General features: G+C 74.7%; 9 protein-coding genes. 6 read left to right on the top strand and 3 right to left on the bottom strand.

What is annotated here, in order from left to right; all coding sequences use genetic code 11:
• On the top strand, window positions 1-3,949 hold a 3,949-nt coding region (locus tag ABD296_RS22040; RefSeq protein WP_344270083.1), incomplete at its 5' end, for a hypothetical protein.
• A 23-nt stretch (window positions 3,950-3,972) separates the two neighbouring features.
• Here ABD296_RS22040 and ABD296_RS22035 read toward each other — a convergent pair.
• Window positions 3,973-4,299, bottom strand: coding sequence for a cupin domain-containing protein (locus ABD296_RS22035; protein ID WP_344270080.1), 327 nt, complete (start codon window positions 4,297-4,299; stop codon window positions 3,973-3,975).
• A gap of 76 nt (window positions 4,300-4,375) precedes the next feature.
• On the opposite strand from ABD296_RS22035, the gene ABD296_RS22030 reads away from it, so the two are divergent.
• Complete coding sequence (locus ABD296_RS22030; protein WP_344270077.1) at window positions 4,376-5,467, top strand: winged helix DNA-binding domain-containing protein; 1,092 nt, start codon at window positions 4,376-4,378, stop codon at window positions 5,465-5,467.
• Window positions 5,468-5,479: 12 nt separating this feature from the next.
• On the opposite strand, the gene ABD296_RS22025 is transcribed toward ABD296_RS22030, so the two are convergent.
• On the bottom strand, window positions 5,480-6,451 hold the full coding sequence (locus tag ABD296_RS22025; protein ID WP_344270074.1) for an NADP-dependent oxidoreductase: 972 nt from the start codon (window positions 6,449-6,451) through the stop codon (window positions 5,480-5,482).
• Between the two features lie 88 nt (window positions 6,452-6,539).
• On the opposite strand from ABD296_RS22025, the gene ABD296_RS22020 reads away from it, so the two are divergent.
• Together ABD296_RS22020 and ABD296_RS22015 are read left to right on the top strand one after the other, a co-directional pair.
• A complete protein-coding gene (locus ABD296_RS22020; protein WP_344270071.1) occupies window positions 6,540-7,103 on the top strand; it encodes a TetR/AcrR family transcriptional regulator in 564 nt (187 codons plus the stop codon).
• Window positions 7,104-7,160: 57 nt separating this feature from the next.
• Window positions 7,161-7,697, top strand: coding sequence for a hypothetical protein (locus tag ABD296_RS22015; protein ID WP_344270068.1), 537 nt, complete (start codon window positions 7,161-7,163; stop codon window positions 7,695-7,697).
• 22 nt (window positions 7,698-7,719) lie between these two features.
• Here the strand turns inward: ABD296_RS22015 and lysX are convergent, their stop codons facing one another.
• Complete coding sequence (gene lysX, locus ABD296_RS22010; protein ID WP_344270086.1) at window positions 7,720-11,007, bottom strand: bifunctional lysylphosphatidylglycerol synthetase/lysine--tRNA ligase LysX; 3,288 nt, start codon at window positions 11,005-11,007, stop codon at window positions 7,720-7,722.
• A 197-nt stretch (window positions 11,008-11,204) separates the two neighbouring features.
• On the opposite strand from lysX, the gene ABD296_RS22005 reads away from it, so the two are divergent.
• On the top strand, window positions 11,205-13,127 hold the full coding sequence (locus ABD296_RS22005) for a serine/threonine-protein kinase (protein WP_344270065.1): 1,923 nt from the start codon (window positions 11,205-11,207) through the stop codon (window positions 13,125-13,127).
• Window positions 13,127-14,830, top strand: coding sequence for a serine/threonine-protein kinase (locus ABD296_RS22000; protein ID WP_344270062.1), 1,704 nt, complete (start codon window positions 13,127-13,129; stop codon window positions 14,828-14,830). The genes ABD296_RS22005 and ABD296_RS22000 overlap by 1 nt, the downstream gene beginning before the upstream one ends.
• Window positions 14,831-14,848 lie beyond the last annotated feature (18 nt).

The raw sequence follows: 14,848 nt of genomic DNA, 5'->3' as shown, positions 1-14,848 counted from the left end.
CGCGGCCGGCGCCGAGCGCGCGGCGCGCCTGCTCGGGCACCTGCGCGACCTCGCGCGCGCACGGCGCCGCCCCTCCCGCGACCTGGCCGAGCACGAGCAGGTGCACTGGCTCGCCGACCTGCCCGGCGACGTCTACGTCGAGACCGACGCCGGCCCCGGCGACGTGCTGTTCAGCGTCCCGGTCATCCCGCTGACGCCGCCCGCCGTGCTGGAGGAGTTCGACGGCTGGCTCGGCCTGCGGCACTGGTACCGGATCCTCCGCGACCTCGCCGACCACGACGTCGTCCTCGCCACCGGCCTGTTCGCCTGGCGCCCGCCGGACGCGCCGCCGGTGCACGACCACCTGCTCGGCACCCCCGTCCGGATCGCGCTGGACGAGCGGACCGAGCGCATCGACGTCGTCCTCGCCGGGCGCACCACCCTGCGCGACCGCGAACTGCTCGCCGGCACGCCCGGGTTCCGGCCCGCCGACTGGGTGTCCGACGCCGTCCAGACCGGGCAGGGGTTCGGGCTGCACGCCTCGGTCGGCGACGTCCTGCGCAAATGGGCCGGCACGGCGATCACCGGCACCGTCGACTACCGGGAGGACTGGGCCGCCGAGGGCGCGCCGACGCCCGTCCCGCGGCTGCGGCTCGCGCCCGCCCTGGTCGTCCGTCCGCCCGGCCGCGAGGCCGCCGCCGACTACCACACCAGGCTGATCGGGCTGCTGTCCCACGGCGTCCCGGAGGGGCTCGCCCGGTTCCTCGACCCCGCCCGCCGCCCGCAGGTCATGCACGTGCCCGACCGCACCCCGCAGACCGTCCCCGGCCTGCTCACCGGGCTGCTGGTGCGCGGCCACCGGGTGCTCGTCGCCACGTCCGGGGCGTCCGCGTCCGCCGCGCTGCGCGCCGCGCTGCCGCCCGACCTCGCCGCCCTCACCGTCGCCGACCCCGCCACCGCCGCGCAGACCGCCGACACCGTCCGGGTCCGCGCCGGCCGGCCCGTCCCCGACCTCACCGACCTCGCCGAGAAGGAGGCGCAGGCCGAGCAGGACGTCGCCGAGCTGACCGAGCACCTGCGCAGCGGATCCGTCGCCGACCTCGGGTCCGGCTACCGGGGCGCGCGCGGCGAGCTCGCCGAGCGGCTCCGCGCCGAGGCGCCCGGCCTGTCCTGGATGCCCGTCGCGCCCGACCTGCCGCCGACGCCGCCGATCTCCGCCGCCGAGGCCGCCGAGCTGGCCGCGCTCCTCGCCGACGAGACGCCCGAGCGCAAGGCCCGCACCGCCCAGCGCGACGTCGACCCCGGCACCCTGCCGAGCGCCCCCTACGTCCGCACCCTCATCGAGGCGGAGGCGGCCGCCGCCGACCGCGTCCAGCGGTCCGAGACCGACCTGTCGCGGCGGCTGCGCGCCCACGACGTCACGCTGCTCGCCCGGCTCGACGGCGCCGCGTCCAACGTCGGCGCCGCGCTCCGCGACCTCGGCCTCGACGGCCACCCCGGCGGCTGGAACCCCGCCGACCTCGCCGTCCGCGCGTTCGCCGACGCCCTCGCCCGCCGCCGCCCCCTCGTGTGGACGCGGGTCATCGAGATGGCCGCCCGCGCCGAATGGGCCGAGCGCGCCCTCGAGGGCATGGGCGGCCACCGCGTCCGGCTGCCGGCCGGCGAACTGCACCTGCGCCGCCTCGCGAGCGCCGCGCAGGACCTGCGCAACCACCTCGCCGACGGCGGCACCCTCAAGCGCGGGCCGCTGCGGTCCGCCGCGCAGAAGCAGGCGGACGCGCTGCTCACCGGCGTGACGGTCGACGGCGAGCCGCCCGCCACCGCCGCCGCGCTGGACATGGTCTTCACCGAGCTCATGATCCGGATGACCTGCCAGGAACTGCAGTACGTCTGGGAGGCCGCCGGCATCTCCTTCCCGGCCGACCTCTCGCCCGCCGACCGCGTCGCCCGGTTCGTCCGCGCGCACGCCCGCCTCGAACGCGTGCACCAGTTGATCCCGTACGTCGACGAGACCAAGGACCTCCTCGACCGCGCCGGGCTCGCCGTCCCGCTGAGCCACCCGCTGCAGTGGCACGGCTACGTCGCCGCCCTGGAGAGCGCCCTGGAGGGCCTCGGCGTCAACCGCGCCGCCGCCGACCTCGACGCCCTGCGCGACTCCATCGGCCCCGCCGGCCCGGGCGCGCCGCCCGAGCTCACCGCCGCCCGCGCCGCCATCGACGCCCGCGACGCCGACGCCTACGGCCGCTGCCTCGGCGCCCTCGCCGAAGCCCGGCACGAACGCGCCCTCCAGCTGCGCTGCGAGGAACTCCTCGACCGCGTCCGGGACGTCCACCCCGACCTCGCCAACCTCCTCCTCGCCACCGACGGCGACGAGGAGTGGCACGACCGCACCCGCCACTGGGACGACGCCTGGGCGTGGGCCCGCGCGTCCGGCCGCCTCGCCGAGACCGCCCTCTCCCCGACCGAGCAGCGGCTCCGCGCCTCCCTGAACGCCGCCGAGGAGCGCCTGCGCACCGCCTCCGCCGCCCTCGACTCCGCCCGGGCCTGGACCGCCGTCCGCGCCGCCCTGCCCCCGGCACCCGCCTCACCGTTCGACACCGTCCCCGCGTGGATCGTCCCGCTGTGGCGCATCCCCGACACCCTCCCGCCCCGGCCGGACGCGTTCGACGTCGTCATCGTGGACGGCGAGCAGGACGCGGGCGCCGAGGCCCTCTTCCTGCTCTGGCTCGCGCCCCGCACCATCCTCGTCGGCCCGGCCGGGCCCGGCCTCCCCGCCCCCGAGGGCCCGCCGCCCGCTACCCCGCTCCCCGCGTCCCTCCGCGACACCGTCACCCCCACTGCGTCCCTCTTCACCCTCCTCACACCCCCCGACCCCGCGCCCTCCCCGCAGGACGAACCGGCCGAGCCCGCCCCTCGCACCCCCCAGCAACGCGCCGAACCGCCCCGCCCGCCCAACCCAAACCCCCCCACCGGCCGCCACGCCCGCCCCACCGACTCCCCACGCGCCGCCGCCCCACCACGCCGCGCCGAGCAGCCCCGCCCCGCCGCCCCACCGCGTCCGACTGAGTCTCCGCGCGCCGCTGAACCACCGCGCGCTGCCGACCGCCCGCGTCCCGCCGAGCCGCCGCGTATCGCTGACCCGCTGCGTGCCGCCGACCCGCTGAGTCCGGCCGAATCACCGCGCCTCGCCGACTCTCCGCGGGCCGCCGAACCACCACGCGCCGCTGAACCACCGCGCGCTGCCGACCGTCCGCGTCCCGCCGAGCCGCCGCGTCCCGCTGATCCGCTGGGCCCGGCCGAATCACCGCGCCTCGCCGACTCTCCGCGGGCCGCCGAATCACCGCGCCCGGGTCAGCCACCGCGTCCTGCCGAACCACCGCGGGCTGCTGAGCCTTTGCAGCGTGCCGAGCCTTCGCGCGGCGCCGAGCAGCGGGACGTGCCGGGACCGCGCCGTGGGCCGCGGCCCGTTTCGCCCGAGCAGTCCGGCCTCCCGCCTGCCGGAACCGGCGAGGGCCGTCCGCCGGCGCGGGAGCGCTCCGCCTCGGCCGATGCGGGAGGGGAGCGGTCCGCCCTGAGGCCGGGCCGTCCGCAGCCGGAAGCGCCCGCGGCCCGGCGGCGGGACGTGGGGGAGCCGGGCGTGCGCGCGGAACGGCTTTCCGGGGGCCCGCCGGAGGACGACTGGCGGGGTGTTCGGGAGGTTCGTCCGCCGCAGGAGCCGCCTGCCGCACCGTCGCGTCCAGGTTCCGGTGAATCGCCGCGGATACGGCGGGGGCGGTCGATCGCGACGTACAAGCGGCCCGAGCTGGTGGAGATCGTCGCGCGGGTCGCCGAGCACGAGCCCGATCTCACCGACGACCAGCTCGTCGAGCTGGTGGGCCGCCTGCTGGCGTGTCCCGAGGACGAGGCGCTCCTGGTCGGGGCGCGCCTGCGCTACGCGGTGGAGGTCTACCGCGAGCAGTCCGGGCGCTGAGGTCGCTTCGGCGGGTCCGAGGGTCAGGGTGTGCGTGAGCCGTAGGCGGGGCCGAAGACGACCAGGAGCGCGAGGTCCTCGGTGATGTCGGTGAAGCGGTGCTCCTCGCCCGCCGGCACGAAGATCACCGAGCCGGGGCCGACGGCGGCCGTCGCGTCCGGTGTCACGATCGTGGCGCGGCCCGCGGTGACCACGTAGATCTCGTCCTCGGTGTGGGGGCTCTGGTCGTCGGTGCCTCCGGCCGGGATGCAGTACGTCCCGACCGACAGGTCCGCTGTCCGCAGCTGCTCCGTCCAGTCGGCGGCTTCGGAGGGCGGCGCCCAGGCCCCGGCGCCCTTGATGATCTCCATGGCCGGGACCCTAGCCGTCAAGAGTGGAATGATGTGTTCCGTTCCGTTAGGGTGGATCTGTTCGAGGAGGACGGCGATGCGGGTTCTGGATCGGCGGACGCTCAACCGCGCAGCGCTGGAACGGCAGCTCCTCCTGAGGCGCCACGCCGTCCCCGTCCGGGACGCGGTAGGACGGCTCGTCGCGATCCAGGCGCAGGAGACCAACATGCCCTACATCGGGCTGTGGACGAGGCTGGCCTCCTTCCGACAGCGGGACCTCACCGACCTGATGACCGCACGGACGGTCGTGCGCGGCTCCATCCTCCGCGGGACCCAGCACATGGCGCTCGCCGAGGACTACCTGTGGCTGCGTCCCCTGGTGCAGGAGAGCCTCCTGCGCGGGCGCCGCGCCGCCTTCGGAGGCGCCACCAGGGATTGGGATCTCGACGAGCTCGCCGCCGAGGCGCGCAGGCTGCTGGACGGCCGGGTCCTCACCCGCCCGCGACTGGCCGGCGCGCTGGCCGAGGTCTGGCCCGACCGGGACCGGCAGGCCCTCGGCTGGTCCGCCCAGGCGCTGGTGTCCGTCGTCCATCCGCCGCCGAGCGGGACGTGGAACACCGGCGGCGCCACCCCGTTCGCCCTGGCGGAGGACTGGATCGGGGAGCCGCTGCGCAGGACGGGTCCGGCGCCGCTGATCCGCCGCTACCTGGCCGCGTTCGGCCCGGCGTCCGTCAAGGACTTCCAGGTCTGGTCCGGCCCGCGCCGCATGGACGCCGCGTTCGAGGAGATCCGCCAGGACCTGGAGGTCTACCGGGACGAGAGCGGCGTGGAGCTCTTCGACGTCCCCGGCGCGCCGGTCCCGGACGGTGACGTCCCCGCCCCCGTCCGTCTCCTGCCGGCGTTCGACAACCTGGTTCTCGGTTACGCCGACCGCAGCCGTCTCATGACCGACCGGCAGCGCAGGGCGGTGTGCGAGGGTTCGCTCACCCACCCCACGCTGCTGGTGGACGGCCGGGTCCATGGTGTCTGGAGGCTCAGGCATGACCGGAAGGCGGGGCGCGCCGCGCTGAGCATCGATCTGCTCGCTCCGCTGCCGGACGCCGCGCCCGTCGAGGAGGAGGCGCGCCGCCTGCTGTCCTTCGCGGCCCCGGAGGCCGTCCACGAGTTCCGCGTCCGCGATTCCCGCTAGGCGCGCGGCGTGTCAGGGCACGGACAGGACGATCTTGCCCTGGATGTGGCCTCCTTCGGCGCGCTCGTGGGCCTTCGCGGCGTCCGCCAGGTCGTAGACGGAGTCGATGCCGGCGCGGAGCGAGCCGTCGGCGAGGAGGGCGGCGAGTTCGGCCATCTGGGCGCCGTCGGAGTGGACCTGGCCGCTGCGGAATTGGATGCCGCGGCGGGCGGCCTCCTCGCGGTGGTAGTCGCCGTGGAGCACGGGGCTGATCGTCCCGCCGTCCTTGACGGTCGCGAGGAAGCGGTGGGCGTCCGGGCCGCCGACGGTGTCGATGACGAGGTCGGCGTCGCGGACGGCGTCCTCGGCGGCGGTCGCGGTGTAGTCGATGTACTCGTCGGCGCCGAGGTCGCGGAGGAAGCCCTCGTGGCGGGACGAGGCGACGGCGACGACGTGCGCGCCGCGGGTCTTGGCGAGCTGGACGGCGAAGTGGCCGACACCGCCGGCGGCGCCGTTGACGAGGACCTTCTGCCCGGCGGGCAGCCGGATGTGGTCGACGAGGTACTGGTAGGCGGTCAGTCCGGCCATGGGGACGGCGGCGGCGTGGACGTGGTCGACGGACGGGGGTTTGCGGGCGAGGTGCGCGGCGGGCGCGGTCGTGTACTCGGCGTAGGCGCGTCCGCCGTTGTCCAGGCCGGGGAAGCGGATCAGCCCGAAGACGGCGTCGCCCACGGCGAACCCGGTGACGCCGGGCCCGACGGCGGCGACGACGCCGGACGCGTCGGAGCCGGGCGTCCAGGGGAAGCGGACGTGCGGGCGGCCTTGGCCGGCGAAGTGCTCGTCGGCGAACATCGCGAAGTCGCGGCGGGCGTACCAGTCGGGCGGGTTGAGGCAGGCGGCGTGGACGCGGATCAGGACGTCGCCGGGGCCGGGTTCGGGGACGGGGACCTCGTCGAGGACGAGGACGCCGGGGTCGCCGGGGCCGTGCGCGCGGATCGCTTTCACGATGAACCTCCAAGAAGAAGCGGAGCACTGCTCCGGAATAGTAACCGGAGCGGTGCTCCGTCTGTCAACGCCCACTAGGATGCGGGACATGACGCGTGCGCTGCGGGCCGATGCCCAGCGGAATCGGGAGCGCATCCTGGACGTGGCGGCCGCGGTCGTGGCGGAGGAGGGCACCCAGGCGTCGCTGCGCGACATCGCGCGCCGCGCCGAGGTCGGGATGGGCACGCTCTACCGGCACTTCGCGACGCGCGAGGAGTTGCTGGAGGCGCTGCTCGGCGGCCGGTTCGACCGGCTCGCCGACCGGGCCGAGGTGCTGCGGGACGCGCGCCCGCCCGGGGAGGCGCTGGCCGCGTGGCTGCGGGAGTTCGCGTCCGGGGTCGCCGTCTACCGGGGGCTCGCAGCGTCCCTGGTCGCGACGCTCGAGGACGACACCACGTCGCTGCACGCGTCGTGCGCGCGGATGCGGGCGGCGGGCGCGGACCTGCTCAGGCGGGCGCAGGAGTCCGGGGACGTCCGCCCGGACGTGGACGGGACCGACCTGTTCGCGCTGTTCAGCGGCGTCGCGTCGATCGCCGACACGGCGCCGTCCCTCGCCGCGCGGCGCGACCATCTGCTGGAGCTGGTGATGGACGGGCTCGCCGCGCGGCGCTGAAGTGGGACTTTCCGCCACTCGCAAACGCAACCGGCCTTCTTCTGTACAAAGGTGCCTGTGACCGGGTGGGACGAGGACGCGCTGGCGGGGCTCCGCGCCGCCGTGGCGCGGGGCGATGCGCGCGCGGGGCTGGCGGCGCTGGCCGGGCGGCCGCTCGGCCCGGTCCTGCAGTACGCGGGGGACGTGCTGGCCGCGGCGGTCGCCGAAGGCCTGGCCGGTGCCGAGGCGGCGGCCCGCAAGTGCCTCGCGGAGCTGGAGGAGCGCGGCCTGCCCGGCGACGCCGAGCTGGCGGCGGAACTCGCCGCGGCCCTCGATGGAAGGCCGTCCGGCCTCGACGCGCTCCCCGTCGACCTCGGGGCGGTCGCGCAGGCGCTGGAGGCGGGCCCGGCGGACGGGCTCTGGCTGCTCGACCTGGAACGGGGCGACGTCCTGCCACCCGACGAGCCGGCCTCCGGCGAGCCGTGCGGGGGCGGCGGACGGTACCTGCCGATCCCGCCGGAGGGCCCGCTGCGGGAGCCGGAGGAGGAGCGCCGGGGACGGGCGCGCCGCTGGCTCGCCGGCCAGGGCCACCGCCCCGGCCCCCGCGTCCTCTAGTAGGTCAGTAGCCGGTAGAAGGTCAGTAGCCGGGCCGGACCAGCGGGAACGGGACCGTCTCGCGGATGCTGCGGCCGGTCAGGGTGATCAGCAGCCGGTCGATGCCCATGCCCATGCCGCCCGCCGGGGGCATCGCGTACTCCAGGGCGCGCAGGAAGTCCTCGTCCAGCTCCATCGCCTCGGGGTCGCCGCCGGCGGCCTGCAGCGACTGCTCGGTGAGCCGCTGCCGCTGCAGGATGGGGTCGATCAGCTCGGAGTAGGCGGTGCCGAGCTCCAGGCCGAACACGATCAGGTCCCACTTCTCCGCCAGCCGCGGGTCGTCGCGGTGCGGCCGGGTCAGCGGCGAGGTCTCGGCGGGGTAGTCGCGGACGAAGGTGGGCGCGGTCAGCTGCTCCTCGACCAGCGCCTCGAACAGCTCCTGGACGATCTTCCCCTGGCCCCAGGCGGGGTCGAAGTTCAGCCCGACCCGCTCGGCGAAGCCCTGCGCGGCGGCGAGCGGCGTGTCCGGGGTGACCTCCTCGCCGAGCGCCTTGGACACCGACTCGTAGACGGTGATCTCGTGCCAGGGCTCGGCCAGGTCGTACTCGACGCCGTCGCGGACGACGACGGTGGTGCCGAGCGCCGCGTTCGCCGCGTCCACGACGAGGCGGCGGGTCAGCTCGGCCATCGTGTCGTAGTCGCCGTACGGCTCGTACGCCTCCAGCATCGTGAACTCGGGGTTGTGCTTCTGCGACACGCCCTCGTTGCGGAAGTTGCGGTTCAGCTCGAAGACCCGCCCGACGCCGCCGACGAGCAGCCGCTTGAGGTACAGCTCGGGGGCGATCCGCAGGTAGAGCTGCATGTTGTAGGCGTTGATGCGGGTGGTGAAGGGACGCGCCGCCGCGCCGCCGTGGATCGGCTGCAGCATCGGCGTCTCGACCTCGAGGTAGCCGCGGGCGCGCAGCCCGTCGCGGACGGCGGCGATGGCGTCGCCGCGCATCCGCAGCATCTTCCGCGACTCGTCGTTGACGATGAAGTCGACGTAGCGCTGCCGGACCCGGGCCTCCGGGTCGGACAGCCCGCTGCGCTTGTTCGGCAGCGGCCGCAGGCACTTGGCGGTGAGCTGCCAGCACGACGCGAGCACCGACAGCTCGCCGCGCCGGGACGTCGCGACCTCGCCGCGCACTCCGACCTGGTCGCCGAGGTCGACCAGCGACTTCCACTGGCCGAGGGACTCGGCGCCGAGCGCGTCGGCGGTCAGCATGACCTGCAGGTCGGCGGTCTCGTCCCGCAGCGTCACGAAGATCAGCCGGCCGTGCTCGCGGGCCAGCACGACCCGCCCGGCGATCGCGACCTGCTCGCCGGTGCGCGCGTCGGGGGCGAGGCCGGCGAACCGCTCGCGGATGCCGGCGGCGAAGTCGGTGCGCGCGAACCCGAGCGGGTAGGGCTCCATCCCGGCCGCGCGGATCCGGTCGAGCTTGGCGTGCCGGACCCGCTCCTGCTCCGACAGCCGGCGCTGCGGGGCGCGGGCGGCGTCGGCGGCCTCCTCGATCCGCTTGATCTCCTCGACGAGCCCGGTGGACGGGACGATCGCGGCGGCACGGTCCAGTTTGGGCCGGTTCAGGTTCGGCAGGAAGCCCTCGGCGCGGGCGTAGGCGAGCCCGAGCCGGATGATGTGGCGGCCCTGGGTGTAGCAGATGAAGCGGGGCCGCCAGTCGGGCAGGTACTTGGCGTTGGACAGGTACAGCGACTCCAGCTGCCAGAACTTCGACGCGAACGACAGGAACCGGTAGTACAGCCGGGACACCGGCCCGGCACCGATCTGGGAGCCGCGCTCGAACGCCGACCGCAGCATCGCGAAGTTCAGCGACAGGTGCTGCGCGCCGACCGCGGCGGCCTTCTCGGCGAGCTTGGCGACCATGTACTCGTTCAGGCCGTTCTCGGCGGCCCGGTCGCGGCGCATCAGGTCGAGGGACAGCCCGCTGCGGCCCCACGGGACGAAGCTGAGCAGCCCGCGCAGCTCCCCGTGCGCGTCGAACGCCTCGACCATGACGCAGCGCCCGTCGGTCGGGTCGCCGAGCCGGCCGAGCGCCATGGAGAAGCCGCGCTCGGTCTCCTCGCCGCGCCAGGCGTCCGCGCTGCGGATGAGCTTGGCCATCTCCCAGGCGGGGATCTGCGCGTGGCGGCGGATCCGGATCGTGTACCCGGCCCGCTCGACACGCCGGACGGCCTGCCGGACCTGCCGCATCTCCCGGCCGTCCAGGTTGAAGTCGGTGAGGTCGATGATCGCCTCGTCGCCGAGCTCCAGCGCGTCGAACCCGTGCCGCTTGTAGACGTGCGCGCCGCGCTCGCCGACGCTGACGGCGCCGGGGATCCAGGCGTGCTCGCGGCACTCCTCCAGCCACGCCTCGATCGCCTGGTCCCAGGACTCGGGGTCGCCGAGCGGGTCGCCGCTGGCGAGGGAGACAGAACCCTCCACCCGGTAGGCGATGGCGGCCTTGCCGTTCGGCGCGACCATGACGTCCTTGTCGCGGCGCAGCGCGAAGTAGCCGAGGGAGTCCTGCTCGCCGTACTCGGCGAGCAGCCGGCGCGCGGCGAGCTCCTCGGGCGGGCTGAGCACGGGGTCGCGGCGGCCCGGCTTGAACAGCGCCCAGAACGTGGCGATCATCAGGCCGGTGCCGAGGACCCACAGGATCGCGTCCACCCAGAACGGGACGGACACGTCGATCGGCTTGCCGGTGACGCGCGGCCCGAGGACGGTCTGCAGGATCGCGTAGTACGGGTGCGTCCAGAAGTCGCCGCTGGAGTTGCGGTCGGTGACGGTGACCAGGAAGGTGCCGATTCCGCAGGTCACGATGAGCAGGCTGGTGAAGACGGTGACGGCGAGCCGCCGGTTCGCCCGGTCGGGGAGCGTGGTGAACTGGCCGCGGGCCGACACCAGCAGGCCGAGCACCGCCAGGTACACGGCGGCGGTGACGATCAGCCCGATGGAGGTCGGCTCGGACGGGTTGAACACGGTGCCCAGCACGGCGGCCACGCCGAGCGCGGCGGGCAGGCAGAAGATCAGCACCAGGATGCGCCAGGCGGCCTTCTTGCGCCGCCGGATGCCCATCGACAGCAGGATCCACAGCATGCCGACGGGGACGCTGGGGAACCAGCCGAGATAGCCGATCCACCGCAGGGCCCAGATATCCGCTATCTCGAGGATGAGACCATAGGAGACCCAGGCGAGCAGCGACAGGATCCCGGAGAGACGGGTGTACCAGAAGAAGATGGTCGGCGCGGCCTGCAAGAGCCGGCGCCATTCGCCCAGTAGGCCCTTCTCCGCCATGGTCCCCCCGTCGCCGTGCGTGGCCCGCTTGGCCGTTCCGGGCTTATTCATACCGGGTGTCATGTGCACCGCGCTCCCGTCCGGGCACGCCCGCCCCGCGGCGAACCTCGGCGCGGCGCCGGACGTCGTACGGGTGGGGGGATGTCGCTTGCAAGCTCGATCCAAGGTTGTCAGCAAAAGTCGATATGGTCGCGGATATGCCAAATGAGACCACCGGTGAGCGGTTGCTCGCCCGCCGCTACCGACTGGTGACCCAGGTCGGCCGAGGCGGCATGGGGACGGTCTGGCAGGCACACGATGAGGTCCTCGGCAGAGACGTCGCGGTGAAGGAGGTCATCCTCCCGCATGGTCTCACCGATGAGGAACGCGCTGTCCACCATAAGCGTACGTTCCGTGAGGCGCGCACCGCGGCACGGCTCGGCCACCCCGGCGTCGTCACCGTCTACGACGTCGTGGAGGAGGACGGCCGGCCCTGGATCATCATGGAGCTGATCAAGGCCCGCTCCCTGGACCAGGTGATCAAGCAGGACGGGCCGCTGGAGCCGCGCCGCGCCGCGGAGATCGGCCGGCAGATGCTGGCCGCGCTGCACGCCGCGCACCAGGCCGGGGTGCTGCACCGCGACGTCAAGCCGAGCAACGTGCTGATCACCGGCACGGGCCGGATGGGCGAGCGCGCCGTGCTCACCGACTTCGGCATCGCCACCGCGTCCGGCGACGCGACCCTCACCCAGACGGGCCTCGTCATGGGCTCGCCCGCCTACATCGCTCCCGAACGCGCCCGCGGCCGCACCGCGGGCCCCGCCTCCGACCTCTGGTCGCTCGGCGTCACCCTGTACGCGATGCTGCACGGCAAGTCGCCGTTCGAGCGCTCGGAGCCGATGGCCGCGCTGGTCGCGGTGATCTCCGACGAGCCGGACCCGCCCGACAAGGGCGGCCGGCTGACCCCGGTCATCGAGGGCCTGCTGCGCAAGAACCCCGACCAGCGGATGGAGGCCATCGAGGCCGGCGCGCTGCTGGACGACATCGTCCGGCAGGAGACCATCGACACGCAGCGGACGATGGCCGTCGAGTACCCGATGGAGGAGGCCCCGGAGCCGCCCGCGCCGGAGCCCGGCAGCACGCTCCCCGACCCTTACGGCGGGCGGACCGGCACGCCGCGCGGGAGGAGGCGGCCCGATCCGGCGGCCGGCCGCACGCGGGCGACGCCCCGGGCCGATCCGCGCCCCGCGCAGGACCCTCCGGGCACGCCCGCGCCGCACGCCGAGTCGCCGGACGCCCAGCCCGACCAGCTCACCCGGTTCGACGTGCCGGCCGGGGCCACCGACCGGCACGACCCGAACCGGGCCGAGTCGTGGCAGCCCGGGCCCGAGACGCGCCCGGCGCACCGCCCGCCCGGCGACGCCGCCGGGCAGAGCGGCGCGACGGCCCCGGCGGGCCGTCCGGCGCTCGCCTCGAACCGCAACGTGCTGATCGTCGCGGCGGTCGTGCTGCTGGCGATCGTGGTGATCGCCGGGATCGCGTGGGTCAACTCCGGCGGCGACGACAAGCCGGCGAAGAAGACGGGCTCGCCGGTCACGAGCCACACCCCGTCCTCGACCCCGCCCACGACGGCGTCCTCGTCCTCGACGGCGTCCCCGTCCGCCTCATCGAGCACGGGCCTGCCGGCCGGGTTCACCACCTACAAGGACAAGTCCGGCTACTCGGTGCCCGTCCCGGCCGGGTGGAGCGGCCCCGAGCGCGGGAAGGGCGGCGACTACTTCTACGCGCCGGACCGGCGGACGTACTTCCAGATCGACCAGACCGACAGCCCGGGCGAGAGCGCGATCGGCGACTGGCGGCAGAACGAGAACGGCGGTGCCGGCTTCGACGGCTACCACAAGATCAAGATCGCACCGACCGGCGACCACCCGCCCGTCCCCGACACCGGGAACGGCGACAGGTCGGCCGACTGGGAGTTCACCTACGACTCCCGAGGCGACCGGATCCACGTCCTGAACCGGGGGTTCGTCGCGAACGGGCACGGTTACGCGATCCTGCTGCACGTTCCGCAGGACGCGTGGGACCGCGCGTTCTCGCAGCTGCAGCCGGTGTACGAGCACTTCAAGCCGGCGGAGGACTGATGGAGGAAGGACGCCTGCTCGCCGGCCGCTACCGGCTGCTGTCGGTGGTCGGCCGCGGCGGCATGGGCACGGTCTGGCGCGCCCGGGACGAGACCCTCGACCGGGAGGTCGCGGTCAAGGAGGTCCTGCTGCCGTCCGGGCTGAGCGACGACGACCGCCACACCCGGCACCAGCGGACGCTGCGCGAGGCGCGCGCGTCGGCGCGGCTGAACCATCCGGGCGTGGTGACCGTCCACGACGTCGTGGACGAGGACGACCGGCCGTGGATCGTCATGGAGCTGGTCAGGGCGCGCTCGCTCCAGGACGTCCTGGACGACGACGGCCCGCTGCCGCCCGGGCGCGTCGCCGCGGTCGGCCGGCAGATCATCGGGGCGCTGCGCGCCGCGCACGCGATCGGCATCCTGCACCGCGACGTCAAGCCCGCGAACGTGCTGGTCACCGACGACGACCGGGCGGTGCTCACCGACTTCGGCATCGCCCAGATGGCGGGCGACGCGACGCTCACCGGCACCGGGCTGATCATGGGGTCGCCGGCGTACATGTCGCCGGAGCGGGTCAACGGCGACCGCGCCATCCCGGCGTCGGACCTGTGGGCGCTCGGCGCGACCCTGTACGCCGCGTGCGAGGGCAAGGCGCCGCACCACCGCAGCGACGCCATGGCGGTGCTGGCGGCGGTGATGACGCAGGAGGTGCCGCCGCCGAAGAACGCGGGGCCGCTGGAACCGGTGCTGCTCGGGCTGCTGGAACGCGACCCGGTCCGGCGGATGAGCGCCGAGCGCGCCGAGGAGGCGCTCGCCGCGGTCGCCTCGGGCCACGCGGCCGGCCAGGCCGCCGCGCAGCTCGCCTGGAGCCAGGCCACGGCCGCCGACGGCCAGGCGGCCTACGCGGGCGCTTCCACCGGCCCCGGGACGGGCCCGACCCAGTCGGCGCCGCCCCCGGTACCGCACCAGTACGTCCCGGTCCCCGACATGACGGTCGGCTACCCGCCCGGGACGAACGGGCAGCAGTGGACGCCGATGCCCGGCGGCCCCGGAACGGTGGGCGTCCCGCCGGCCAAGCGCCGCTCGCCGGTGGTGCCGATCATCGCCGGCTCGCTGGCGGTGGCCGCCATCGTGGCGGCGGCGGTGCTGTTCCTCCGGCCGGACGGCGGCTCCGACCCCAAGACCGACGCGTCCAAGCAGCCCGTCGCGCAGGGCACCGAGAAGCCCGTCACCCAGGCCCCGACGTCGCAGACGCCGACGACGGCTCCCTCCAAGACGTGGCCGGCCGGTCTCGTCAAGGCGTACGGTCCTGGCTACACGATCGGCGTGCCGCCCAGTTGGAAGCGGTCGGCGACGAGCCGCGGCGTCGCCTGGACCGACCCGGTCACCAAGGCGTACGTGCAGGTCGACAAGACGCAGTGGACCGGCGACCCCTTCGACCACTGGACGGAGTGGAAGCAGCAGGCGATCGCCGACGGCCTGCTGAAGAACTTCCAGCAGGTCGGGGAGATCACCCAGTCGAGCGTCGCGGGCCACCGGGCCGCCGACATCGAGTTCACCTGGTCGCGCTCCACCGGCACGACCCACGCCCTCGACCGGGGCGTGATCGTCGGCGGCACGCCGTACGCGGTCGTGGTGGCGGTACCCTCATCCCAGTGGCGCACCAAAGAGTCACTCGTGAAGGATGTGCTCAGCACGTTCCTTCCTTCAGGGGTGGGATGACACTGGGTGGACCGTGAA

Source organism: Actinomadura napierensis (assembly GCF_039529375.1).
Taxonomy (GTDB): Bacteria; Actinomycetota; Actinomycetes; order Streptosporangiales; family Streptosporangiaceae; genus Spirillospora; species Spirillospora napierensis.
This window is presented reverse-complemented; position numbering and strand designations above follow the sequence as displayed.

Bases quoted from the DNA above. Each gene is read 5' to 3' on its own strand.
- lysX (WP_344270086.1), bottom strand. From the start codon at position 11,007: ATGGCGGAGAAGGGCCTACTGGGCGAATGGCGCCGGCTCTTGCAGGCC.
- ABD296_RS22020 (WP_344270071.1), top strand. From the start codon at position 6,540: ATGACGCGTGCGCTGCGGGCCGATGCCCAGCGGAATCGGGAGCGCATC.
- ABD296_RS22000 (WP_344270062.1), top strand. From the start codon at position 13,127: ATGGAGGAAGGACGCCTGCTCGCCGGCCGCTACCGGCTGCTGTCGGTG.
- ABD296_RS22005 (WP_344270065.1), top strand. From the start codon at position 11,205: ATGCCAAATGAGACCACCGGTGAGCGGTTGCTCGCCCGCCGCTACCGA.
- ABD296_RS22030 (WP_344270077.1), top strand. From the start codon at position 4,376: ATGCGGGTTCTGGATCGGCGGACGCTCAACCGCGCAGCGCTGGAACGG.
- ABD296_RS22035 (WP_344270080.1), bottom strand. From the start codon at position 4,299: ATGGAGATCATCAAGGGCGCCGGGGCCTGGGCGCCGCCCTCCGAAGCC.